This window comes from Bradyrhizobium guangdongense (assembly GCF_004114975.1).
GTDB lineage: Bacteria > Pseudomonadota > Alphaproteobacteria > Rhizobiales > Xanthobacteraceae > Bradyrhizobium > Bradyrhizobium guangdongense.
Genome location: NZ_CP030051.1, coordinates 3,665,600 through 3,688,868 on the forward strand (window position 1 = coordinate 3,665,600; position 23,269 = coordinate 3,688,868).

Annotated in this window: 23 protein-coding genes; 10 read left to right on the forward strand and 13 right to left on the reverse strand. The window is 63.8% G+C overall.

What is annotated here, in order from left to right; all coding sequences use genetic code 11:
• The first annotated feature begins 21 nt into the window (after positions 1–21).
• Entirely contained in the window at positions 22–222 is a 201-nt protein-coding gene (locus tag X265_RS17460) for a hypothetical protein (RefSeq protein ID WP_128965916.1), read from the forward strand.
• Here the strand turns inward: X265_RS17460 and X265_RS17465 are convergent.
• On the reverse strand, positions 203–1,024 hold the full coding sequence (locus tag X265_RS17465; protein ID WP_128965917.1) for an LpxL/LpxP family acyltransferase: 822 nt from the start codon (positions 1,022–1,024) through the stop codon (positions 203–205). The genes X265_RS17460 and X265_RS17465 overlap by 20 nt on opposite strands.
• A gap of 224 nt (positions 1,025–1,248) precedes the next feature.
• On the opposite strand from X265_RS17465, the gene X265_RS17470 reads away from it, so the two are divergent.
• The gene (locus tag X265_RS17470) at positions 1,249–2,871 is read left to right on the forward strand and encodes an ABC-F family ATP-binding cassette domain-containing protein (RefSeq protein ID WP_128965918.1); all 1,623 of its coding nucleotides are present in this window, start codon (positions 1,249–1,251) and stop codon (positions 2,869–2,871) included.
• 6 nt (positions 2,872–2,877) lie between these two features.
• Here X265_RS17470 and X265_RS17475 read toward each other — a convergent pair whose 3' ends face one another.
• The 3 genes from X265_RS17475 to X265_RS17485 form a co-directional block, all read right to left on the reverse strand.
• On the reverse strand, positions 2,878–4,287 hold the full coding sequence (locus X265_RS17475; protein ID WP_128965919.1) for a S8 family serine peptidase: 1,410 nt from the start codon (positions 4,285–4,287) through the stop codon (positions 2,878–2,880).
• 37 nt (positions 4,288–4,324) lie between these two features.
• Positions 4,325–5,068, reverse strand: a complete 744-nt coding sequence (locus X265_RS17480; RefSeq protein ID WP_244659372.1) for a phosphatase PAP2 family protein — start codon at positions 5,066–5,068, stop codon at positions 4,325–4,327.
• Positions 5,069–5,208: 140 nt separating this feature from the next.
• The gene (locus X265_RS17485; RefSeq protein ID WP_244659373.1) at positions 5,209–7,068 is read right to left on the reverse strand and encodes an adenylate/guanylate cyclase domain-containing protein; all 1,860 of its coding nucleotides are present in this window, start codon (positions 7,066–7,068) and stop codon (positions 5,209–5,211) included.
• Positions 7,069–7,664: 596 nt separating this feature from the next.
• On the opposite strand from X265_RS17485, the gene X265_RS17490 reads away from it, so the two are divergent.
• Positions 7,665–8,540: an MBL fold metallo-hydrolase gene (locus X265_RS17490; protein ID WP_128965921.1), complete on the forward strand. Its 876-nt coding sequence runs from the start codon at positions 7,665–7,667 to the stop codon at positions 8,538–8,540.
• Between the two features lie 21 nt (positions 8,541–8,561).
• Here X265_RS17490 and X265_RS17495 read toward each other — a convergent pair whose 3' ends face one another.
• From X265_RS17495 to X265_RS17505, 3 genes are all read right to left on the reverse strand, one after another.
• Positions 8,562–9,614: a type II asparaginase gene (locus X265_RS17495; RefSeq protein ID WP_244659374.1), complete on the reverse strand. Its 1,053-nt coding sequence runs from the start codon at positions 9,612–9,614 to the stop codon at positions 8,562–8,564.
• Between the two features lie 288 nt (positions 9,615–9,902).
• A complete protein-coding gene (locus X265_RS17500; RefSeq protein WP_128965923.1) occupies positions 9,903–10,151 on the reverse strand; it encodes a hypothetical protein in 249 nt (82 codons plus the stop codon).
• 123 nt (positions 10,152–10,274) lie between these two features.
• The gene (locus X265_RS17505) at positions 10,275–11,237 is read right to left on the reverse strand and encodes an alpha/beta hydrolase (protein ID WP_128965924.1); all 963 of its coding nucleotides are present in this window, start codon (positions 11,235–11,237) and stop codon (positions 10,275–10,277) included.
• A gap of 125 nt (positions 11,238–11,362) precedes the next feature.
• On the opposite strand from X265_RS17505, the gene X265_RS17510 reads away from it, so the two are divergent.
• A complete protein-coding gene (locus X265_RS17510; RefSeq protein WP_128965925.1) occupies positions 11,363–12,040 on the forward strand; it encodes a nitroreductase in 678 nt (225 codons plus the stop codon).
• 133 nt (positions 12,041–12,173) lie between these two features.
• The gene (locus tag X265_RS17515; protein ID WP_128965926.1) at positions 12,174–12,377 is read left to right on the forward strand and encodes a hypothetical protein; all 204 of its coding nucleotides are present in this window, start codon (positions 12,174–12,176) and stop codon (positions 12,375–12,377) included.
• A gap of 61 nt (positions 12,378–12,438) precedes the next feature.
• Here the strand turns inward: X265_RS17515 and X265_RS17520 are convergent, their stop codons facing one another.
• Complete coding sequence (locus X265_RS17520; RefSeq protein ID WP_128969319.1) at positions 12,439–12,753, reverse strand: PilZ domain-containing protein; 315 nt, start codon at positions 12,751–12,753, stop codon at positions 12,439–12,441.
• Positions 12,750–13,847 (reverse strand): DUF2336 domain-containing protein, encoded by a 1,098-nt coding sequence (locus X265_RS17525; RefSeq protein WP_128965927.1) that lies wholly within the window; start codon positions 13,845–13,847, stop codon positions 12,750–12,752. Before X265_RS17525 ends, X265_RS17520 begins: the two co-directional genes overlap by 4 nt.
• A 299-nt stretch (positions 13,848–14,146) precedes the next feature.
• On the opposite strand from X265_RS17525, the gene X265_RS17530 reads away from it, so the two are divergent.
• Both X265_RS17530 and X265_RS17535 read left to right on the forward strand, forming a co-directional pair.
• Positions 14,147–15,094 (forward strand): AraC family transcriptional regulator, encoded by a 948-nt coding sequence (locus X265_RS17530; RefSeq protein WP_128965928.1) that lies wholly within the window; start codon positions 14,147–14,149, stop codon positions 15,092–15,094.
• A 51-nt stretch (positions 15,095–15,145) separates the two neighbouring features.
• Positions 15,146–15,736: an NADPH-dependent FMN reductase gene (locus X265_RS17535; protein WP_128965929.1), complete on the forward strand. Its 591-nt coding sequence runs from the start codon at positions 15,146–15,148 to the stop codon at positions 15,734–15,736.
• Positions 15,737–15,857: 121 nt separating this feature from the next.
• Here X265_RS17535 and X265_RS17540 read toward each other — a convergent pair whose 3' ends face one another.
• The gene (locus tag X265_RS17540; RefSeq protein WP_128965930.1) at positions 15,858–17,939 is read right to left on the reverse strand and encodes a methyl-accepting chemotaxis protein; all 2,082 of its coding nucleotides are present in this window, start codon (positions 17,937–17,939) and stop codon (positions 15,858–15,860) included.
• 96 nt (positions 17,940–18,035) lie between these two features.
• Complete coding sequence (locus X265_RS17545) at positions 18,036–18,476, reverse strand: DUF1810 domain-containing protein (protein WP_128965931.1); 441 nt, start codon at positions 18,474–18,476, stop codon at positions 18,036–18,038.
• A 189-nt stretch (positions 18,477–18,665) separates the two neighbouring features.
• Here X265_RS17545 and X265_RS17550 point away from each other — a divergent pair, with 189 nt between their 5' ends.
• From X265_RS17550 to X265_RS17560, 3 genes are all read left to right on the forward strand, one after another.
• Positions 18,666–19,628, forward strand: coding sequence for a DUF2778 domain-containing protein (locus X265_RS17550; protein ID WP_164939016.1), 963 nt, complete (start codon positions 18,666–18,668; stop codon positions 19,626–19,628).
• A 78-nt stretch (positions 19,629–19,706) separates the two neighbouring features.
• Positions 19,707–19,964, forward strand: coding sequence for a hypothetical protein (locus tag X265_RS17555; protein ID WP_128965933.1), 258 nt, complete (start codon positions 19,707–19,709; stop codon positions 19,962–19,964).
• Between the two features lie 237 nt (positions 19,965–20,201).
• The gene (locus tag X265_RS17560; RefSeq protein WP_128965934.1) at positions 20,202–21,293 is read left to right on the forward strand and encodes a TRAP transporter substrate-binding protein; all 1,092 of its coding nucleotides are present in this window, start codon (positions 20,202–20,204) and stop codon (positions 21,291–21,293) included.
• 150 nt (positions 21,294–21,443) lie between these two features.
• Here the strand turns inward: X265_RS17560 and X265_RS17565 are convergent, their stop codons facing one another.
• Positions 21,444–22,226 (reverse strand): ABC transporter ATP-binding protein, encoded by a 783-nt coding sequence (locus X265_RS17565; RefSeq protein ID WP_128965935.1) that lies wholly within the window; start codon positions 22,224–22,226, stop codon positions 21,444–21,446.
• Positions 22,214–23,269 carry a dihydrodipicolinate synthase family protein gene (locus X265_RS17570; RefSeq protein ID WP_128965936.1) on the reverse strand — a complete coding sequence of 352 codons (1,056 nt, stop codon included), beginning with the start codon at positions 23,267–23,269 and terminating at the stop codon, positions 22,214–22,216. Before X265_RS17570 ends, X265_RS17565 begins: the two co-directional genes overlap by 13 nt.

Here is a 23,269-nt window from a genome sequence, read left to right on the forward strand (position 1 = left end):
GGGGTCAGTGGGAGGGGCAATATGGCTACCTACAAGGATGCCTTCGAAGTCTTGAGAGCTGCCATCAATAATCCGGACGATCCTGAGAGGCTGCGGCACGCCAAGCAGCACCCAAAGCTCAAGAAGACTTTGGTCGGCTTCACTCAGAATGACCTTCAAGTTCTTGCGAAGGTGCTGAAGGCGGCGCCAGGCGCTAAGGCATTCAAGTGTGACGAGCAATAGTATGCCGCCATTCCAGTGCATCGAGAGCGAAGGAGAAGGCCCTCTCTCGCGCCGACAAATCCGATAGCAGGATGGAATTGCTCCAGGCGTATTGTTCCGGTTGGGCGAGAATGATGTCCTCCAGAAAGCCGAGGAGCGTTTGCGTGCAGTCTTTGGTGGACGGTTTTACAACATCGCCCATCGTGTAGCCGAGAAGAGCCCTGGACTCTACCCGGGTCGCAAGAGGCAGTAGCGATGCGCGGCTGTGCCGCGCATATAGCCAAGGCATCGACGACACCGCGACTTGGTAGCCCAGGAATGGATAACTCCGGCGCGAAGCGAACGGAGCGTCTATCATGAGCACGATGTATCGGCCGCTCATCCTCAATTCGTCGAACGCATCGAAAATCCTTCGTACGCTCGACACTTGGTCGAGATCGACGAGCGCGACGCCACTGCGACCCAGTGCATCAATGTAAGTCCTGGAAGCCGAGCGGTAGCATGCGGCCAAAGGTACGCCCGCGCGCGAAAAGGCGCTAAGGAATGCCACAAAATGTCCGTGATGAGCGGTGGCAATAGCCAGATCGCTCGGCGATGTGATCGAGAGCGTCCGAAGCAGATCGTCGAGCTCGGATATCCCAATGCGATCGCTTTGTGCGGCCAGTTGCTGATCGAGCCTCCTGCAATCGCTCTGGAACTTGGCTGCTCTCCCATAGAGGGTCATGATCTCTGCTTTGGGGCGAAGGTTCGCAAGGCCTGCGGAAAGCAGCACCGCTCGCTCCAGGAGCTTCGCGCCCTCCGAGGCTGGGTCCGGTATGGTCAAGTGAAGATCCCTTCATCGCCGCTGATGGCAAAGGGTCGATCCACATTTTGTGCAAGTCAAGGTTGCCGAGCTCCTCGTATGCGGCGGACGAGCCTGCCGGGGCCGGTGCTGACACGGGAAGGCAGCCCAGCTTGACTAGGACGGAATCCGTACCCCGCCGGGCTTCCCTTGGGCGTGGCCATGGCCTATTACGCTGCAACGCAAAATTCCCCCCAAAAGACCCCATGATCCGCCTCGACAACGTCAGCAAGCAAGCCGGCCACCAGATCCTGTTCATTGAAGCCTCCGCCGCCCTCAACAAGGGGGAGAAGATCGGCCTCGTCGGCCCGAACGGGGCCGGCAAGACCACTCTGTTCCGGATGATCGCCGGCGAGGAGCTGCCTGACGAAGGGCAGGTGTCGACCGATCGCGGCATCACCATCGGCTATTTCAACCAGGACGTCGGCGAGATGTCTGGCCACAGCGCCGTGGCCGAGGTGATGAACGGCGCAGGCCCCGTCAGCGAGGTCGCGGCCGAGCTGCGCCAGCTCGAGGCCGACATGGCCGACCCCGACAAGGCCGACCAGATGGACGAGATCATCGCGCGTTACGGCGAGGTGCAGCACGCCTTCGAGGAGCTCGACGGATATGCGCTCGACGGCCGCGCGCGCGAGGCGCTGTCGGGCCTCGGCTTCAGCCAGGAGATGATGGACGGCGACGTCGGCAAGCTCTCGGGCGGCTGGAAGATGCGCGTGGCACTGGCGCGCATTCTGCTGATGCGGCCCGACGTGATGCTGCTCGACGAGCCGAGCAACCATCTCGATCTCGAAAGCCTGATCTGGCTGGAGAAGTTCCTGCACGATTACGAAGGCACGCTGCTGATGACCTCGCATGACCGCGAGTTCATCAACCGCGTGATCTCGAAGGTGATCGAAATCGATTCCGGTTCGCTTACCACCTATACCGGTGATTACGAGTTCTACGAGCAGCAGCGCGCGATGGCCGAGAAGCAGCAGCAGGCGCAGTTCGAGCGCCAGCAGGCGATGCTCGCGAAGGAGATCAAGTTCATCGAGCGCTTCAAGGCGCGCGCCTCGCACGCCGCGCAGGTGCAGAGCCGGGTGAAGAAGCTCGACAAGATCGAGCGGGTCGAACCGCCGCGCCGCCGCCAGAGCATCGCCTTCGACTTTCCGCCGGCGCCGCGCTCGGGCGAGGACGTCGTCGCGCTCAAGAACGTGCACAAGGGCTATGGCAACAAGCGCATCTATGACGGGCTGGATTTCATGATCCGCCGCAAGGAGCGCTGGTGCGTGATGGGCGTCAACGGCGCCGGCAAGTCGACGCTGCTCAAGCTGGTGGCGGGCGCGAGCGAGCCCGATGAAGGCACCGTCGCGCTCGGCGGCAGCGTCAAGATGGGCTATTTCGCCCAGCATGCAATGGACCTGCTCGATGGCGAGCGTACCGTGTTCCAGTCGCTGGAAGACCAGTTTCCGACCGCGGGGCAGGGCAGCCTGCGTGCGCTCGCCGGCTGCTTCGGCTTCTCCGGCGACGACGTCGAGAAGCGCTGCCGCGTACTCTCAGGCGGCGAGAAGGCGCGCCTGGTGATGGCCAAGATGCTGTTCGATCCGCCGAACTTCCTGGTGCTGGACGAGCCGACCAACCATCTCGATCTCGCCACCAAGGAAATGCTGATCAACGCGTTGTCCGATTTCGAGGGCACCATGCTGTTCGTCTCGCATGACCGGCACTTTCTGGCGACGCTGTCCAACCGCGTGCTGGAGCTGACGCCTGATGGCATCCACCAGTATGGCGGCGGCTACACGGAATACGTCGCGCGCACCGGGCAGGAGGCACCGGGATTGCGGAGCTGAACGCGCTCACGGAATGATGCCCAGACTTTGCCCGGCCGCCACCGGCCTGATGATCCCGTAGCCGTAATCGTAGTTGGGCACCGCGCCGCCCATGAGGTGCGCTGTCGCCTGCAACACTCTAATCATGGCTGCAGGATCCGTCGCCGTGGGCGGCTGCGCGGTTCGCAGCGCGGCGACGCATCCGGATGCGACGGCACATGCGGCCGACGTTCCCGTGTCGGGCTCAAAGCCGCGCGGGCCGCGCAGGACCTTCGAGCCGAGAAACTGCGTATAGGCGGTGATGTCCGGTTTCTGCTGAGGCATTCCCGCGATCGACGGTCCTTGCGAGGAATAACAGACGCGCAAATCGTGGATGTCGCAGCCGGCGAGCGTCAGCACTTCGTCGTACGCGTTGGCGCCCATGATCATTCCCGTCGTCCGCTGCAGACACACGGCATTGGGGCAGCCGTCGCCGCAATTGCCTGCGGCGAAAAGGACGTCGGCTCCGAATGCCTTGAGCAGGGCGATGTAGAGTCTGAAGGGATGGCCGGGATTGTCGATGTAGCGCCGGGGATCACCAGGCGCAAAGTCGTCGAGGCTCGGATGGAAGATGCCCCAGCTGTTGTTGACCACGAGCGCGCTCTGCGGAATGACTGCAGTAAGCGCCCAGCGCCAGATCAGCACCAGGTAACCGCGCATCATTTCTCCGATCGTGGCGCTGACGGTGTGCTCCCCGGCCGGACGTCCAAGCAGCAAAGGATAGTCGAGCAGCGTCACGTTCGGGGCCACCGAAAGCACGCCATAGGCGCACATTGTACCGTGACCGATGCGATGAAGGCCCGGCATCGTCGCCACGGTCGGTGGCGTCCACGAATTGCTCACATCCAGGGCCGGATTGAAGCCGAGCCGCCTCGCCAGATGTGATCTGCAGATGCCGGTATCGACGATAGCGACGGCAATGTCCGTTCCATAGAGGCCGTTGTCCTGCAGCACCGAGGTGTTGAGGTCCTGCCGTACCGTTTCGGTATCGCCCGTTGCCTGGTTGGCAGGCGGCAGGGCAAGTAAACCGCGCACATCGGAATCCAGCCAGACCGGCTCCCCGTCATTGAAATCCGGCTTGGACAGAGTCGCTGGAGAAACGTATGCGCGGACGAGGAATTTCTTCGATTTCTCGAGCTCGAGAAGCGAGAACGCTTTTTCGCCTCTGTCCTTTGGCGAAACTGCAGGTCGCTGATCGACGCCATCCCAAATCGGTAAGGCGCCGAACTCGCCGTCGATCAAAAAGTCCGGCGCCGCGTTCTCGTGGACGTAATCGCGCATCGTGCCCACCGGACTATCGCCCTTGAGCAGGTCGTTCGCCGCCCCAATGAGCACGCTATTTTGATCACGCTGCACCAGCACTCGCACATAGCCGGTTGGCATTTCCCAAGGCGTCATCGCTGCCTCCGCTGCCGTGGTCAGGTTGCGCGCAAGCTCATTTCCATTCAGCCTGCGCGAGCTTGAATGTCGCCGCGTAGAACGGGCAAGCCGTCAGAAACGGCTTCAGCGCGACCGCGGCCTTGGCGCCCGCGTCAATGTCCTCGCGATAATGCAATCCTGCGATGACCCGGTTCATCGCGACTCGCGCGGCCAATGCCCGCAGCGGCTGCTTGTATTGGGGCAGCAGGTCGGCCAGGCACTCGGAGGTGAGCGTGCCAATGAGCGCGTGTCCGGCCGGATAGGACGGGTGGCCCGGAACCTGGACGGGCGGATACAGCGTCGGGCAGACCTGGCTTGGTCGCGGCTGGTACCAATAGGGTGGAGGCGCGGCGCCGCTCACGTTCGAATACTGGAGCTTGAGCGTGACCATCGCGAATTCGCCGACGCGGGCCACGATCTTCATCAGCAGGAACGTGTGCGGGTAGGCCGTGGCGCTCATGTTGAGAAGCTGCAGCCAGCGCAGTTGAAAATTCTGATCCTCCTCGACGATTTCGCCGAGCGCTTCCGGCCGCTCCGCAACTGCAAGCACCAGGACCTCGTCGACCATCTTCGCAGTGACAGGGTAGGTGGGCGGTGGCAGCGCGACGGCCGCCTGCCATTGCTTGCCCTTGATGGTCTGTGCCAGAAACTCCGGGAGGATCGTGACTGCGCGCAGATCCGGGTCCCACTCCGCGTCTCGGAACTTGGCGTCATAGGACCGCGTTATTGCGATCTCGGCGAGCGGCCGATCGGCCCGCATCGCGAACACGGGAGTGCCGCTGCCGCCCGACCCGCCTGCCCAGTTTCCTCCGAACCAATTGCCACCAAACCAGTTGCCTCCGAACCAATTTCCCCCCATGGCGGAATCCTCCTGTGGTTCGCTGCAAATGCAGCATGGTTTCAATCCGGCAGGCCAGCCTCTCGCAAATGGTCGATGAAGCGGTCCCGCAAACCCGCCTTGAACGGGCACCGCTCGCGATAGGCCGAAAGCTTGAATCGAGGCTGGATATCCGAAAGCATCCTGGTGACGCCCCGGGCCTCCTCGTGCTGGCCCTTTGCAACATAGGCAGCCGCCAGAACCCGCAGGTTGGCGGAGAGCCGACCGTTCAGAGCTGCGGTCTTGCGGGCCCACACGACCGCCTCATCGTAGTTACCATTGATGTAGTGGGCTTGGCCGAGGAACATCAGGTAAAAATAGGCCTGCGTGTCGGCTGGTGACAGACGCAATCCCTGTTCGGCGCGCGTAATCGCCGATTGGCCGTCCTCAAGATAGCCGTACACGCCACTGCTAAGGGTCCAAGCCATCGCATTGCCCGGCGATGCGCTCAAGGCTCTGTCAAACAAATCGAGCGCCGCGTTATAGTCCTTAAACAACAGCGCCTTGGTGTGTCCGAGAACGGCCAACGCGAAGCCGTCTGCCGGCGCCCGGTCGACCGCCGCGGTGGCAAGGCGCGCCGCTTCTGCCGCATCGGGCCCGCCCTCGGCGCCCCAACCTTGCGCGACATTGTGAATGTGCCACAGTGCCGCATAGGCATAGGGAGTTGCGTAGCTCGGATCCGAAGCGATTGCGGCCTGCAGCAGCTCGCCGGCTCGTCCGAAGTCGAAGAAATTCATGCGATACATGAAGTCGATCGCCTTCATGAGCAGCTCGTAAGCATTGAGGTTGTCCGAGCGTTTTTGTAGCGCACGCCTCAGTTCTGCCTCGCGGACCTGGGGGGCGATGCTCCATACGATGCGTGTCGCAATACGGCTCTGAAAATCAAATAGTTCCGAGACATCGCCATCGTAGTGATCTGCCCAGAGCACGACCCCCGCTTCGACGTCCTGCAATTCGACTCCAATTCGTAGCCGCTTGTCGGCTCGCCGGATGCTGCCGCTCAAGACGTATCGGACGCCGAGTTCTTGGCCGATCCTCTGGCTGTCGACCGGGCCGCTGCGATAGGGGGACGTCGACATGCTTGAAATAACGAACAGCCCACGGAGGTTCTGGAGCGCAACGACGATTTCGTCGGCCGTCCCATCGCCGAAGTAATCGTCTTCCGAGTTCGCGCCCTGCGTACGAAATGGCAATACCGCGATGTAAGGCACCTTGGCCTGACGGCTTGCTCTGCGGCCACCGCCCGACGGCAGCCGTTCGGCCTCTGGCAGCAGAAGAGAATAAGCGTGAACGGGGCGCGCAAGGTGCTTGAGCCGAAGGACGCCGAGGTCTTGGACGGGTACGTCGAGCCGATCCTTGATCTGCTGGAACATCTCGTCTGAAAGCACCACGCCGCCAGCCGGCGCGGACTGCTCGAGTCTCGCGGCTATGTTGACTCCCTTTCCGAAGATGTCCTCCGATTCGACGATGGTCTGCGCGACGTTCAGACCGATTCGGAATTGTATCTTCCGATCGTATCCTTCTCGGGTCTGTGCAGCGGAGACTTCGTGCTGCAAGGCGACCGCACAACGCGCCGCATCGAGCGAGGAATCGAAAGAGGCGAGAAAGCCGTCCCCCGTATTCTTCACGATCCTGCCGCGGAAGGAGACAATGCACGGGTTGATCACGCCGAAACGAAGCGCGCGCAGTCGCACGTGCGTTGCTTCCTCGGCCACCTCTGTCAGGCGAGCATAGCCCACGACGTCTGCAGCCAAGATCGCAAGTACGCGGCGCGCGGGCAGGGCTTCTGCAACATCGATCCCCGGATGATTCACCTCGGCCGCCCCGCTGTTTTGCAGAACAGGGGCAGGATAACATAACGCGAGGTCATTGATAGCGCCCACCGCGCACCTCCGACTCTGAACAAAGTCAGCCCCGCCTACGCGCGCCGACATTTTGGTGAACGAAGCGGCTCCCAAATCATATGCAGCAACCTCTCCAGGTGAGCGGCCGTGTCGGACGAGGCACAATTATCCCTTCCGCGAACCTGGGAAACTCGCTCCCCGCAGCGGATGGTCGGACTGATCGTTGCGGCCTTTTCGGCTCAATCTGCAAAGAGCTACAATCGATTTTCAGCAATTTGACTGCGAGACTGAAGGCCCGAGAGCCACAGTGTCGCGCGGCTGCATGTTACAGACGAACTGGAGGGGCGCTGTGAATTAGATCATACAGACGCGCAATTTCGTGTCACGAGCCCGGCGGTTGTACTTTGGTGATTTGCTCGCGTCGGTCGAGGGTGTTGAGGCCCCGCGGTCTACTGGAAATGAGGTGGCGAGCCGGAGCTTGGGATCGCGGCCGCGCGCGCGCCGTAGAAACCATGCGTCGACCGTGCCGCGGTGGCCGTCGTGAATGGCTCGTCGCCTCGGGCGGCAGGCCTGCGCCGACCCGCCTTGAACGCCGCATGTTCGCTCGTTACGCTCGAGAAAAACCGGAGATACGCATGAAACAACTTCGGATCGGCGATATCACCATCGATGCGGTGATCGAGCGGGAAGGGCCGTGGCGGCGGCCGCAGGATTTTTTCCATGGCTACGACGAGGGCGTGTTCAAGCAGCATCTGCCGACGATGGAGCCTGAGGTGTTCGACGCGGCCCGCGGCATGATGGTCATCACCTATCAGACGTTCGTCGTGCGTACGCCGCGCTACACCATTCTGGTCGACACCTGCACCGGCGAGCACAAGGGCCATCCGCCGCCGTTCGACTTTCCCGGCAAGGAGCGCTGGCGCAACGAATTGTTCGCGCTCGGCATCGGCTTCGAGCAGATCGACTACGTCTTCTGCACGCATCTGCACATCGACCACACCGGCTGGAACACGAGCTTGCGCGACGGCCGGTGGGTGCCGACGTTCCCCAACGCGAAATACGTCTTTCACAAAGGCGAGTACGCAGCCTGGGAGGCGGAGAATGCCAAAGGCAGCAACCCGCCCGGGACTGTGTTTCGCGACAACTGCCTGCCGATCGTCGAGGCGGGGCAGGCGCTGCTGGTCGACGACGACTATGCGCTGGACGATACCGTCACGCTGACGCCGACGCCGGGGCATTCGCCCTGTCATTGCTGCGTCAACATCTTCTCGAAGGGCCAGCGCGCGGTGGTCGCCGGCGATCTCATGCATCACCAGATCCAGTGCCGCGAGCCGGAGTGGTCGTCGAAGCCGGACTGGGATGCGAAGCAGTCAGCGGTGTCGCGGCGGAAGTTCTTCGCTTCCGTCGCCGACACCGACACGTTGATCCTGCCGATCCATTTTCCGGCGCCGACGGTCGGACTGATCAAACCGTTCGGCGCCGCGTTCGACTATCGCTTCAAACGGGAATAGGGCGACCGCCTCTCGGACGCTCTAATAGGTGTAGAACATCCGCTGGATTTCCTTGCTGTCGCTCGTCTTGGTCAGTGCCAGCATCAGCAGGATGCGCGCCTTCTGCGGATTGAGCGTATCCGAGACGATGAAGTCGTGTTCGTCGTCCTTGGCTTCGCCGTTGCGCGCCACAATGCCGTTGCCGACACGGCTGCTGCGAACGATGGCGACGCCTTTTTTGTGGGCCTCGTCGAGTGCCGGCTCGACCGCCGGCCGGGCCAGGCTGCCGTCACCCACGCCGGCATGTACGATCCCCTTGGCCCCGGCGGCGACGAACGCGTCGATCGCGACGCGGTTCATGTTGGCATAGCCGTAGACGATGTCGACTTGCGGCAGGGTATCGAGGTTGGACACGTCGAACTCGGAGTCCGCCGTATGCCGGCGGGTCGATTGACGATAGAAGTAGGGCTTGTTGCCCTGCATGTAGCCGAGAAAGCCGAGCTCGGGCGTGCGGAAAGTGTCGGCCGTCGAAGTGTTGTTCTTGGTGACGTCGCGCGCCGCATTGATCTGATCGTTGAGAGCGACGAGCACGCCCTTGCCGACCGCCTCTTCGCTGCCTGCGAGGATCACCGCATTGAAGAGGTTGATCGGGCCGTCCGCGCTGATCGCCGTCGAGGGGCGCATCGCGCCGACGACGACGACCGGTTTCCTGCTCTTGACCACCAGGTTCAGGAAATAGCTGGTTTCCTCGATCGTGTCGGTCCCGTGCGTGATGACGATCCCGTCCACGTCGTCCTGCGCGAGCAGCGTGTTGACGCGCTTGGCGAGCTTCAGCCAATAGTCATTGTTCATGTTCTCGCTGGCGATCTGGAAAACCTGCTCGCCCTTGACGTTGGCGACCGTCTTCAGCTCGGGGACGGCATTCAGGAGAGTCTCGATGCCAACCGTGGCTGCGGTGTAACCGACCACGGTGGTGCTGCTCGCGCCGCTGCCGGCGATCGTGCCGCCGGTGGCCAGAACCACGACATTGGGCAGACCGGGGCCCCTCGCATTTGCGACGTCAAGACTGATGAGCAACGCAAAGAGAACGCCCATTGTCGCCATCATGTGATCACGCACTCGGAACTGCCACATCTCGACCACCCTTTTCTACAAGCCTTGTCGATGTGCCCCGTTTCGCTCAGCGCTCTATGATCCGTCAGCGGCGGCGTTCTGTCTAGGGTGGCGTTGGCTGTTGTTTGCGCGCCCCGCGGGTGCGGACAGATGGCGATGGTCCTCCTTCTCTCGTGCTCAAACAACAAACGTCAATGCCCGGGACATGCCCGGGCACGACGAATTCGTGGAGCAATTGCTCGTTACAGAGGCAGCGAATCCGGAAGCCCCTTATGCGCCCATCTCGCACTTCTTCATGAAGCTGTTCTTGGCGGCGCCGGCCAGCGGCTTGCCATCGGAGCCGACAGCCTTGGGCGCGCAGGCGTCTTGCTTGCACTTCTTCATGAACGAGGTCTTGGCCGCGCCGGCAAGCGCCTTGCCATCCTTGCCGACCGCCTTGCTCTCGCAGGTGTCGTCCGCAAGCGCCGAGCCCGCTGCAAAGGTGGCAACGATCGCAGCCAGGAAAATCCGTTTCATCATTGGGTGTCTCCCTAAACCAAAATGGCGTTCCGGATTGGAGCCCGGAATCGTGGCGCATTCAAGCAGCGCCATCCGCGAGGGGCCAAATTTTCCGGCGGTTCAGCCGTCCCGGTTGCAATGCGATCAGACCCCGCGCGCCAGCAACGCCTTGAAATCGGCGCGCGCACGCTGCGCCTCGGCGCGGGCGACCTCGGAGGCCTCGCCCATGCCGAAATAGCCGTGGATCAGGCCGGCGCCCTCGTGATGCTTCACGCGCACGCCGGCGGCCTCCAGCGCTTTCGCGTAGGCCGCGCCTTCGTCGCGCAGCGGATCGAACCAGGCTGTGGTCACGATGGCGGGCGCGAGGCCTTTGAGCGACGCGGCCCGCAGCGGCGACACCCGCCAGTCGGAGGCATCGGCGGGATCGGCGAAATAGTGGCCGCAGAACCATTCCATCGTGGCGCGCGTGAGGAAATAGCCGTCGGCATTTTCCGAGCGCGAGGGAAAGCGCGCGTTCTCGCGCGCGTCCGCATAGAGGCCGACCGCGTCGGTGACGGGGTAGACCAGCAATTGTGCGGCGAGCCTGATGCCGGCATCGCGCGCCGCGATCGCGGTCGTGGCCGCAAGATTGCCGCCCGCACTGTCGCCGGCAACGCCAAGGCGTTTGGGATCGCCGCCAAATTCCGCGACGCGGTCGAAGATGTCGCTCGCGGCAGCAAACGCGTCCTCGAAGGCGCCGGGAAAGCGCGTCTCCGGCGGGCGGCGATAGTCGACGGAGACGACGACCGCGCCGGTCTCGATCGCGAGATTGCGCGCCTGTCTGTCGTGGGTCTCGAGATCGCCAGCTACCCAGCCGCCGCCATGGAAGAACACCACGGTCGGTGCGGGATCGGTGCCGACGCGATAGACGCGGGCATCGAGCGGGCCGGCGCCGCCCTTCACCTTGATGTCGAGCACGGCATCGACCGGCGGCGGCGGCACCGCGGCGCGCGCGGCAGCCAGTGCGCGCAAGGAATCGCGGGCGCTCTGTGGCGTCATCGTTGCGGGATCGCGCAGCGGCAGCAGCGGAATGATCTGGGCGACGACGGGATCGAGCGGCGCGGGCATCGGCGGGTCCTCACGGGGTTCTTGGTCTTGGTTGGCCGTTAGCATAGATTTGGCGCGCCGCATCGGCAACCGGCCGAGCGCTACAGTTGCAGTGCCGGCGAATGAACGGGCAGGGAGGCCTTGAGGTGGAATTCGAAACGCTGGTCCAGTCGCGCCGCAGCGTGCGCGGTTTCAAGACCGAGAAGGTGCCGCGCGCGGTGATCGAGGCGATCATCGAGAGCGCCAAGCGCGCGCCGTCGTCGATGAACACCCAGCCCTGGCATGTGCACGTGCTGACCGGCGCACCGCTCGAAGAGGTTCGCCGCCGCAACATGGAGGAGATGGCGGGCGGCGCCAAGGTCAAACGCGACATCGTCAGCCACGGCGAATACCAGGGCGTGCATCGCACCCGTCAGGTCGACATCGCCAAGAAGCTGTTCGGCGCGATGGGGATCGCGCGCGACGACAAGCCGATGCGGCAGGACTGGGTGCTGCGCGGCTTTCGCCAGTTCGACGCGCCGGTCTCGCTGGTGCTGACCTATGACCGCGTGCTCGATCCCGGCGCGGTCTGCCATTTCGATCTCGGCGCACTCTGCTACGGCATCGTGCTGGCGGCCTGGGACCGCGGGCTCGGCTCTGTCATCAACGGGCAGGGTATCATGCGGAGCGACATCGTGCGCGAGGTGGCGGGAATTCCCGAGGACGAGGTCATCATGACCTGCGTTGCGATGGGCTATCCCGACGACAATTTTGCCGCGAACGCCGTGCGCTCGGACCGCGAAGGTAACGAGGAGTTCGTCCGCTATGTCGGCTTCGCCGAGTGACTGAAGGAGGGAGAGGAGATTATTCCATCGCGAAATTTTTCGTGCGGACTCCTTACGACCCCTTGCAATCTTCACCGCGCAGGAGGAACAATATGCGGACTCGAAGGTTTGTTGCTGGCGCGAGGGAATTGACATGCGGCGGCTGGCTAGCCTGGTTCGATGGTTCTTCGGCCCGCGGATGCGGCGCCCGATCGATGACGATCCCACCCTTCCTTTTACTCCTGAAGAGTTCGGCAGATTGATCCGCAGCGGCAAGCGCGAGGACATGAAGCTGCTTGCCGAGGGGTTGAGCTGTCGCTCGATCCCGCACCGCATCAAGTACCGCGCGACGCACTAGGCGCGAGCGCACCACCATCGCGCAATTGCAGCGGGTGGGATGATGCCTGGGGCCGAGGTGCTTACTTGCTCTTCGCTGCGACTGCGCTAGCCGTTTTCTTTTTGCTGTCCGCGTTGACGAAGTGCACGCCGGCCGTGGTGCCGTCGATCCAGACCAGCTCGCAGCGCCGATAAGCCAGTCCGGTCGATGACAGCACCATAAAGAATTCCTTGGCCTGCAGCACGTCGAGTGTGCCTTCCACCTCGATCTTGGCGCCGGTGTTCGACACGTCGATCAGAACGCAGCTGCGCCGCCAGGTGCCGTCCGCTCCCATCAAATTCACGGGTTGCCGGTGATCCATTCTGACACGAGAGTCCTTGCGGCTGTCGAGCTTCATCGGCTGGTCCCCATTGCTGCGGTGCGATCGCGCGTGCCGGCGCTGGCCGCGATTTCCCCCCAGCGCACCGTCCATTGGCTGGTCGACAGGAGGAGCGTTTCGAACATCAGCTGCGCGCGTTCGCGTTGGGCGAAGGAGAGCCGTGCGCTGCTGCGGTTGCTCAGGATCGCAAGCGTCGTCGCCCAGTTCAGGCGTGACGCCCGGCAGGCCATCACCAGGCCTTCGCAATCGTCGTCGCTCATGACTTGCTCGATGATCTCGACCGGAGCCCCTGACAGCACCGACAGAGCGGTGAACAGATTGGCGGTCTCGCCGCGGATCGCGAAGCGGTTCACGGTGGAATCGCCGAGCTTGCCAATTCGGTTGAGCGCGACGATCTCGGGTCTTGCCTTGGCATAATCGGTCGAGGAGGGCCGGTTCCGCAGAGCCGGTAGTGCGTCCTGCGCGGGCGAAACGGAGGCTGCGTCGGGTTTGGCCGGCGCGGCCGTGCAGGAGGAAGTGGAGAGCAACTTGCGGACGACCAGGTCGGGTGTGTCGGGCCGGAGCGCCAGCGCCTTCGCGATCTCGCCGTCCTGGTCGGCCGTGGCGATCAGGGTGGCATAAGCCGTCTCGGAGAATTTTGTCCCGGGGTTCTTGATCAGCGCAAGGCAGATCCGCTCGCCGCGCTTGATCAGCGTCTCGGTCACTTCGGGCTCGATGCACTCGCGCGCTGCGATCGCGCGTTGATGCCGCTCGCCGCACGAGGCCGCCACCGACACGAGATCGGCCGTAGGGAGTGCCTGCGATTTGTGCAGGACAGGACACGCCACGTCCGGGTCGTCATGCATCGCAAGACGGCGCAATGTCTCGGGCGGAGCGACCGCAAGCGCGGCAAGCGCCGTGCTGAGCTGGATCAGCGCGCCGGCTGTTACCCGTTCGGTCAGGCGCAGCAAGACGCGGTCGGCCACGCCGGCCAGCAAATGCTGAGGCCGGTCGCGGTTGGCACTGAGCAGGTTGACGACGCCTTCGAGAATGCGTGCGCAGCGCTCCGGGGGGCACGCAGCGACCGCGTCTTCCAATTCGACAAGGCTGTCGGCAGGCGAATTTGCCATCATGGCAGGAGCCTGAACTGAAATAAATTGCAACGATCCAACGGTCGTCATTGCGCCTCGTAGGCGTTAATTTGGATTTTAGGCGTCACGCTTCCGGGTATCGGCGCACCGCTGGCGCTGCCGGAAACGATATCGAAATTTGGCAGGACACGAACCCTTGGCTTGTCCTTCGGACGAAATACTCGCCAATTGGTTGCGTGGGGCTAGTATGATTCTTTCGGTCTAACGGGCACCCGAAGGGACAGAAATCAGACCGGTATCGTGTCGGCGCGTCGCGTTGCGACGCGGCTTTTCAACTTGTCATGACCAGCATTGATGATGCGCCTGGGTTGGCGCCAAAGATATTTCGTTTTGCAGACGTCGATGAGTTTCGCTACGCGATCCGCGGCCTGAATTTCGATTTCACGCCGCTTGGACGGGGGATTGCGACCGAGCAGATCATTCTGCAATTACCCGGCTGCGACGTGAACATGACGCGGGCATTTCCGCGCGTGGTCGATGCGCAGCTGGGCGCGGATTGCACCGCCGTCGGCTTTGCGATGGACGACCTCGACGTGCCGATCCGCTTCAACGGCACGCGGCGGGACCGCGCGGCCATCGTTGTCGGCAGCAGCGGGGCGGCCTACAACACCATCCAGGAGGTGGAGCGGCAGATTGCTTCGGTCGTATTCCGGCCGGAGGTGAAGGATCGCGGCTGGCCCGAGACGAATTCCAGCTTCAAGATATTCGAGACCAGTCCGCCTGCGCTGCAATGGCTGCGAGCGGTGGTGAGGGAGGTGATGGCGGCCGCGTCCGAGCCGATCGATTCCGCGGAGGTGCCGCTGAAGGGGGCGGCGATGAAGGAATCGCTGCTCGGTGCGGTCGATGTCGTCTTCGCCAATGTCATGCCCGCGCGCTGGACGCTGCGGCCGAACGACGAGCGGCAGTTCAAGCTCTTCCAGGACATCCGCGCGCTGCTGTCCGAGGATCTCGGCCAGCCCATCTACAGCGAGGAGATTGCGCGCAAGCTCGGCCTGTCCGTCCGGACCATGCACGATGTCGTTCTCCGCTATCGCGGCATGAGCCTGCACCGCTATTTGCGCCTGCGGCGGCTCTGGCTGGTGCGCCAGCGGCTGCTCGCCGGCGCCGACAGCGTGAAGGCCGTCGCGCTCGCCTTCGGTTTCTGGCATCTCAGCGATTTCTCCCGCAGCTATCGCGACCAGTTCGGCGAGACGCCGTCGGAGACGCTGGAGCGCGGTCGGCGGCGATAGCGCGACAAAGCGATTGGGGCGGCGCTTCGGTTTCGTGCTAGTGTGCTGGCCATGAGCAATCGCATCCTCGTTCTCTACGGTTCCTACCGTTCCGACCGCATGGGCATCCGCCTTGCGAATTTCGTCATTGATCGTCTGCGTAGTCGCGGCGAGGAGGTCGAGTTGATCGACGCCAAGGCCATCGGCCTGCCGATGCTCGACCGCATGTACAAGGAATATCCCAAGGGTACGGCGCCCGAGGGGCTGGAGAAGCTGGCAGGCCAGATCCGCGGCGCCGATGGTTTTGTCTTCGTCACGGGCGAATATAATTGGGGCATTCAGCCCGGGCTGAAGAACCTCACCGACCATTTCCTGGAGGAATGGTTCTGGCGGCCGGCCGCGATCGTGAGCTATTCCGCCGGACGTCTGTCGGGCGCGCGGGCTTCAACCGCCTGGCACGGCACCCTGTCGGAAATGGGCATGGTGGTGATCTCGAGCACCATCGGCGTCGGACCGATCGCGCAGACGCTGTCGGTCGAAGCCGAGCCGATCGGCGAGGGCGGCAAGGCGCTGGAACGCTCGTTCCCGCGCTTTGCGGACGATCTCTCGTGGTGGATCGAGGCGGCCAAGGCGCAACGGGCGCGCAAGGTGCCGCCGTACTGATCTCATTCTCCGCGAATATGGTCCGCAGTCCGAATGCAGCGAAGCGCAATCCGGGGCGGTGCCGATGAGGTGCGAGATCCCGGATTTCGTTGTCGCTCCATCCGGGCTACGATGCCTCTGCCTAAGCAGCCCTGACTTCACCGAGGAAGCGGTCGAACTGGCCGGCGAGGTCGCGCGACTGGGTCGAGAGCTGCTCGGCGGCGCCGAGAACCTCTCTCGCGGCCGCACCGGTGTCGTCGGCGGCGCGCTGCACGCCGGATATGTTGGTGTTGACCTCCTGGGTGCCGCGGGCGGCTTCCTGGACGCTGCGGGCGATCTCCTTGGTCGCCGAGCCCTGTTCTTCGATCGCGGCCGCAATCGCGGTGCCGATCTGGTCGATCTCGCCGATGACGTCGGCGACGTTGCGGATCGCGGCCACGGTCTCGTCGCTCGCGGTCTGGATTGCGGTGATCTGCTCGGAGATTTCCGTCGTGGCCTTGGCGGTCTGGCCGGCCAGCGATTTCACCTCTGACGCGACCACGGCAAAGCCGCGACCGGCATCGCCGGCGCGGGCGGCCTCGATGGTCGCGTTGAGCGCGAGGAGGTTGGTCTGCTCGGCAATGCTCTGGATCAGCGTGACGACGTCGCCGATCTTCTGGGCACCCTCGGCCAGCGCGCGCGCGGTGTCGCCGGTGCGGCGGGCGTTGTCGACGGCGCGGGCCGCGATCTCGGTCGATTGTGCGACCTGGCGGCCGATCTCGGCGATCGAGGAGGTCAGCTCTTCCGTGGCGCTGGCCACGGTCTGAACGTTGGTCGAGGTCTGCTCGGAGGCGGCCGCGACGACCGCGGCCTGGCTGTTGGTCTGCGCCGCCGTCGAGGTCATCGACTGGGCCGTGCTCTCCATGGTAGCGGACGCCTGCGAGAGCCCGCCGACAAGCTTCGTGATCTTGGCTTCGAAGGAACGGGTCAGTTCGTCGAGCGCCTGGGCGCGCCGCATCTTGCCGTCGTTCTCGGCCTGCTTCTCGGCCGCGAGCCGGTCGGCCCGGATCATGTTGTCCTTGAACACCTGGACGGCTGCGGCCATCGCCCCGATCTCGTCGGAGCGTTCGGCGCCGGGGATGTCCTCGGCAACGTTGCCCTCGGCGAGTCGCGACATCCGGGTCGTCAGGTTGACGATCGGGGCGCAGACGCGGCGGCGGACCATCACGATGAGGCCGACGCTGGCGACCAGCACGGCGAGGAGGCCGACGAGCGCGATCGTGAAGCTGGTGCGTGCGGCGCTGGAGGCGCTGGCGAGAATCTGCTCGGCATTGTCGTAGAAAGCATCGCGGACGTCGATGATGGTGCCGAGGCCGCGCTGCGTGGCGGCGTAATAAGTCTCCATGTCGTGTTCGTACTTGCCGCTGACGGCACCGTCCTTGACCATCTTGAGCTCGCGGCCGAACTCCTCGACATAGATTGCGTTGAACTTCTCCAGCGCGGCGGCGACGTTCGCCGGTGTCGTCGGATTGCCGCGCAGTTCCTGCAGCGACATGACGAGCTGGTCGTTGCGGCCCTGGGAGCGGCTGATGTCGGCCTTCTCGGCGTCCGTTGCCGGTTTCTTGCCGCCGACGAGATTCTTGTGCAGGCTGGAGTTGAATCCGCCGACGTCGCGCAGCGTCATCGCGATGTTGGCATAGCTTGCTTGGCGATAGGCATCGCCATTGAGAATCGCCATGCGGCGGACCTGCTCGTTGAGCAGCGCGGTGACGCCGGCGTTGAGCACGGCGTTGTCGGCGACGATCTTCTTGGCCGCGTCCTTGCGCGCCTCTGCCGGCCCGGCCATCGCCTTGTCGATGGCCTCGCGCAGCGCGCTGAATTTCGAATTGATTCCGTCGATGTTGCTGCCGATGGTCGCGCCATCATCGAACGAGCCGGGCAGCTCCTTGCGCACCGCATTCATCTTCTCGCGCGCGCCGTCGGTCTGCTGGCGCAGTCTGCCTTGTTCGGCGAGCTGCGCCGGATCGATCGTCGCCGGCCCGTACAGGATGTTGGTGGAGAAGCCGCGCTCGGGATTGAGATAGCGCGGGATGTCGCTGACGGCGCGAACGATCGCGAGCCGGCCCTGTGCCTCGGTGACACGCTCGATCGTCTGGTATTTCGTCACGGCGACGTAGACGGCGAGACCGCCGCCGACAGTCGAGAGCGAGACGATGGCGGTGGTCAGGAGCGTACCGATTTTCATGATTTGTCCGGCATTGACGCTGGGAGAAAGATATTCTCCAAAAATAGAGGTGGCGTATTAATCCCGGGTTTACGCTGCCGGCCGCCGCTGTCGCGGTCACCCGGCCTGTTGATCGAGCGAGGCGAGAATCTCCAGCGTCGCGCCATCGGGCTCGCCTGCGAAATAGCGAGCAAGCGCCTCGTCGAAAACAGGCTCATCGGAGACCGCGCCGAACAGCGTCATCGACGAGCGGAATTTGGCGTCGTCGGGCGCGCCGAGGATCGCATTGATGCTCCGCCCCTGGACGGCAAGCACGAGGCGGGTGCATTCGATCAGGCGTGGACCGAGAATGGGGTGGGCCAGATAGGCCTTGGCCTCTGCCCGCGAGCCGATGGCGTAGCGCTGGGACATGGCGCTGAAGCCGAGGCCGGCGATCTGCGGGAAGACGAACCACATCCAGTGAGTCTGCTTCCGTCCTTGGGCGAGCTCCCCCAAAACGGCGCGAAAAACCGGCTCCTGGGCCCTGACGAAGCGCTTTAGATCGAAAGGATCGGTCATTGGATACCTCAGGCGGGCTTGCCGGCCGCGATTATGCCTAACTTTTGGCTCCCAATGTGGTAGCTGGTATAGAGTCTCCGGGTGGGGGTTGGGTCCCCCGGGGGTCGATTTGGGGATCTGATGGTTTCCGACCGCGCAAGCGCCGAGAGGCTATTGTCGCGCCGCCGTATTGGGCGAGCCGAGACGATATTGCTGTCGATGGCCGCCATCGCGCTGGCGCTGGGCGCCGCCGCATGGGTCGCTGATATCGGCGACTCGACCCCGCTCGTGTCAGCCGCGCTGCCGCCGGCCAATGCTCCCTCGTTCGAGGACCGTTTCGCCTCGCTGTCGGGTAATCCGTCCGCTCGCGATCTTGGCTTGCGGACGATGGAGCGGTCCGCGCTGAATGCGGTCCAGCTCAAGCTTCGCGATGCCAAGGCGATGCTCGCCCAAAAACTCCAGGGCGACGACTGGCGCTCGATCCTGACCGAAGATGACAACAACAAGCCCGCCGCCGAAGAGGCCAAGCCGACGCAGCGCGCCGATGCCGTCCCGATGCCGCGCTCGCGGCCGGTCCAGGCCGACTTCTCCGCGCAGATCGCCTCGAGCCAGGCCTATGCCGACACCAATCCCAGGGTCGACAATCGCAACTTCTTCGAAAAGTTCACCGACAAGATCAGGCTGGCTTCGCTGACGCCCGGCGACGGCCTGCTCGGCAGGGCGCCGGATCTCGCCGCGCTCGGTTACGATTCGAAGACGGCGGTCTATGATATCAAGGCCAAGGCGCTTTACTTACCGAGCGGCGTCGCGATCGAGGCTCATTCGGGCATGGGCGCGCTGATGGACGATCCTGATCATGTCGACCAGCGCATGGTCGGTGCGACCCCGCCTGCGACCTACGACCTCAAGCCGCGCGAAAAACTGTTCCACGGTGTTCGCGCCTTGCGCATGACGCCGACCGACGGCACCAGCGCGCTCGGCCGCGTCGGCCTGCTCACGCACACCTACATGCTCGGTCCGCGCGGCGATTCCAACGGTTGTGTCTCGATCAAGGACTATGACCGCTTCCTCAAGGCCTACGACAATGGCGAATTCAACCGCCTGGTCGTGGTGCGAAGCCTGGGCGAAGCGGCGACTGCCTCGCAGCGCACCGCCAATAACACCGATTCCTGAAACGCGACGTGACGTTTGCCTGCTGCGGCGGGGCTGCCGTTTTCCCTTCGTTAAGCCGTTGTCGTCCAGAAGCAGCCCATGAGTGATCCAGCAAGCTCCGAGACCCCGCTGCGCACGACGTTCAAGATCAAGCTGAACGGTGACACGCTGGCGATCGCGACCGTCGGCCAGGCCTATCAATTCCTCACCAACTTCAAATCGGTCGAGTGGATGGAATTCCGCTCGCTGCATGAGGAGGCGGTCCAAGCGCTTGAGGGTGCCGCCGGCAACGCCATGCTCGCCGTCCAGGCGACGAATGCGGTGCGGGCGCTGTTCGTGAGCGCGAAGCTGCTCTGAAGCAGGCGTTCTCCTGCTGCTCGCATCAACCGGCAATCCCTGGGGCCGCGACGAAGTCGTAGCGCGTGTCGGGGCGAGGCCCACACCTCGTCACCGCAACCTCGCGGCTGGCTGGCTCGGCGGCCGGACCCTCCTTTATCATGGCTTGAACTGCATGACAGGAACGGGCAAACGGTCCGCGAAGACCGTGGCTGACGCCACTCGTTTCAAGTCTGACGCCAAGAAAGGGAGCCCATCATGAAACGCCGTACATTCCTCAGGGGCGGCGCGATCGCCGGCGCGACGACGCTGGTTGCCGCCCCCGCGATCGCGCAGAGCGCGCCCGAGATCAAATGGCGCCTGACCTCGAGCTTCCCGAAGTCGCTCGACACCATCTACGGCACGGCGCAGACCTTTGCGAAATATGTTGCCGAAGCCACCGATAACAAATTCCAGATCCAGACCTTCGCGGCGGGCGAGATCGTCCCCGGTCTCCAGGCACTGGATGCCGTAAGCGTTGCGACCGTCGAGATGGCGCAGACGCCGCTCTATTTCTACATCGGCAAGGAGCCGGCACTGGCCTACGCCACGGGTGCTCCGTTCGGCATGAACCATCGTCACCAGGAGTCCTGGTGGTACTTCGGTGGTGGCGCCGACCTCGCCAACGAGGCGCTGAAGCCGTTCAAGGCGCACGCCATTCTCTGCGGCAATTCCGGTACCCAGATGGGCGGCTGGTTCCGCAAGGAGATCAAGACGGTCGACGATCTCAAGGGCCTCAAATTCCGCATCGCCGGCATGGGCGGTCATGTGCTGGCGCGGCTCGGCGTCGTCCCGCAGCAGATCGCGGGTGGCGACATCTATCCGGCGCTGGAGAAGGGCACGATCGACGCGGTCGAGTTCGTCGGCCCCTATGACGACGAGAAGCTCGGCTTCCACAAAGTCGCCAAGTACTACTACTTCCCCGGCTGGTGGGAAGGCGGCGCCATGCTGCACATGATCGTCAACGACGAGAAGTGGGCCAGCTTGCCGAAGCAGTACCAGGCGATCGTCAACCAGGCGGCCTCGGCCGCCGGGGCTTGGATGCTCGAGAAATACGACAGCGTGAATCCGGCGGCGTTGAAGCGGCTGATTGCAGGCGGCGCGGAGCTGAAGGCATTCCCGCAACCCGTGATGGAGGCCTGCTACAACGCGACCCAGGAACACCTGAACGAACTCGCCGCCAAGAGCGGCCTGTTCAAGCGCACCAAGGACAGCCACGACACGTACATGAAAGAGCTGCTGTTCTACACGCAGATCGCGGAGAATTTTTACGACAACTATCTGCTCAGCAAGATGCGCAACAAGAGCTGAGCCCGAGACGGGCGGGGCTGTCTTTGCAGCAGCCTCGCTCGCGTAGGGTGGGCAAAGGCGCTCTTGCGCCGTGCCCACGTTCTGCCGCTTCATCGGCAATGATGGGTACCGCTTGCGCTCTGCCCAGCCTACGTGGTCTGAGCGCGTGGCTCAGGCCGCGCCCAACCCCAGCTTCGCGTAAATCCGCCGCGCATATGCGCCAAACGCGTCCGTCGTCTTCAACGGCAGGTCGCGCGGGAAGGGCAGGTCGATGGGGAAGTAATCGGCCATCTTCGCGGGTCCCGCGGTCAGCACCGCGCAGTGCGACGACAGGAACACCGCCTCCTGGATCGAATGCGTGACGAAGACGATGGTCTTGCCGCTCTCGCGCCAGATCCGCAGCATCTCCAGATTCATCTGCTCCCGCGTCAGCGCATCCAGCGCGCCGAACGGCTCATCCATCAGGATCAGTTTTGGGTCGTGGATGAAGGCGCGCGCGATGGCGGTGCGCTGCTGCATGCCGCCGGAGAGCTCTCGCGGATATTTCTGCTCATAGCCGGCAAGTCCGACCAGCTTGAGCAGATCGTGCGCCCGCTCGCGTGCAGCCTTCATCGGCAGACCGACGATCTCGGCGGGCAGCAGCACGTTGTCCAGGATGGTGCGCCATTTCAAGAGCAGCGCCTGCTGGAACACCATGCCGATGTCGCGGCTCGGATCGAACGGACTTTTATCATTGCCGATTGTCACCGTGCCGCCGTCGGCGCCGTGCAGGCCGGCCAGGATCTTCATCACCGTGGTCTTGCCGCAGCCGGACGGGCCGACCAGCGAGACCAGCTCGCCTTCCTGCACGTCCATCGTGACGTCGGACACCGCCAGAAATTCGGCGCCGCCACTGCGATAGACCTTTCGGACGCCTTGCAGGCTGATGAAGGGTCTTGAGCTCATGAAAGCCATTTGCTCAAATTGGCGGCGACGAAGGCATCGTCGCTGAGGTCGGCGTGCTCGCGCGTGACGCGATCGATCTCGTCTTTCTGACCGGGGCTGAGGCCTTCGTTCGGATCGAGGCACCACAGGCCCTGCATCAAGCCCTGACGCCGCAGGATTTCGTGGCAGCCTGCGATGCAGCCATGGAAATTGTTGGCGACGTCGAAGAAGGCGCTGTTGCAATCGGTGATGCGGGCATCGAGCGCGAGCAGATCGGCCGGCACGCTGTCCTTGTGCCGCACTGCCTTGCAGCGCTCGAACTGCTTGACGGCGCTCGCCGTCCAGACCGACCAGTGGCCGAGCAGGCCACCTTTGAAATAGGTGCGCGTGGTGACGCCCTTGTCGCGAAGGTCAAACGGCAGCATGAGGTCGAGCAGGATGTGATCGTCGTTGCCGGTGTAGAGCGCGACCCGGTCGAGCGCGCCGGCGGCTGCGACGCCGCGCAGCACATCGAGCGTACGATAGCGGTTGAACGGGGCGATCTTGATCGCGATCACGTTGTCGATCGCGGCAAAGCGCTGCCAGAAGCCGCTCGACAGGAGGACGCCGCCGACGGCGGGCTGCAGGTAGAAGCCGACCAGCGGGATCTCGGCGGCGATCGCCGTACAATGCGCGATGATCTCGTCTTCGGAGGCACTCTTCATCGCGGCGAGGCTGAGCAGGCCGGCGTGATAGCCGATGTCGCGCGCGGTGCGCGCTTCAGCAAGGGCCTGCTTGGTCGGACCGGCAAGGCCCGCCACCATCGCCAGCGGACGCTTCGTCCAGTTCGCGGCGGTCTCCGCAGCAAGCTCCAGCACGGGACGATAGAGACCGACGTCGCGGATCGCGAACTGCGTGGTGTGGACGCCGACGGCAAGGCCGCCGGCGCCAGCATCGAGGTAATAGCGCGTGAGCGCACGCTGATGCGTCTTGTCGAGCTGCCGCTCGGCGGTGAGCGCGAGCGGATGCGCCGGCAGCACGGTGCCCTCGGCAATCAGCTTGCGGATGTCGCTGTCGATCTGGCTGTGGTGCAT